Annotated in this window: 1 pseudogene; it reads left to right on the top strand. The window is 65.7% G+C overall.

Annotated features, from left to right (window positions below):
• Positions 1 to 34 precede the first annotated feature (34 nt).
• A pseudogene (locus AC1DIO_RS35530) lies at positions 35 to 423 on the top strand (hypothetical protein); the annotation flags it as partial.

Raw genomic sequence — 423 nt, 5'->3', positions numbered from 1 at the left:
GGCTCCATCGATCCAACCGGTCAGGAGGCCTGCCATGGAGCTGTTCGTCGGTCTTGATGTGTCTGTTCGCACCACCAGCGTCTGCGTCATGGATGCGGGCGGCAAGCTGATCCGGGAGAGCAAGGTCGAGAGCGAGCCGGAGGCGATCGGCGAGCTGCTTCATGCGATCGGCGGGCCGTACAAGCGGGTGGGGCTGGAGGCCGGACCACTGTCGCAGTGGCTCTACAGCGGCCTGGCAAGCGCGGGGTTTCCCGTGATCTGCGTCGAGACGCGGCGAGCTGCTCGAACAGTCTCCGCATCTGCGCCTGATCATCGAGCCGCTTCTCGAGGTGCGGCGGGTGCTGCGGGAGCAGTTCCAGCATCTGCACAAAGCGATGGGGCGGCTGGCCGAGAGCGACGAAACCTGCAAGCTGCTGATGACGG

Source organism: Allobosea sp. 05T439 (assembly GCF_056396005.1).
Note: the sequence above shows the minus strand (reverse complement) of the source record. Positions and strands in the feature narration are given on the sequence as shown.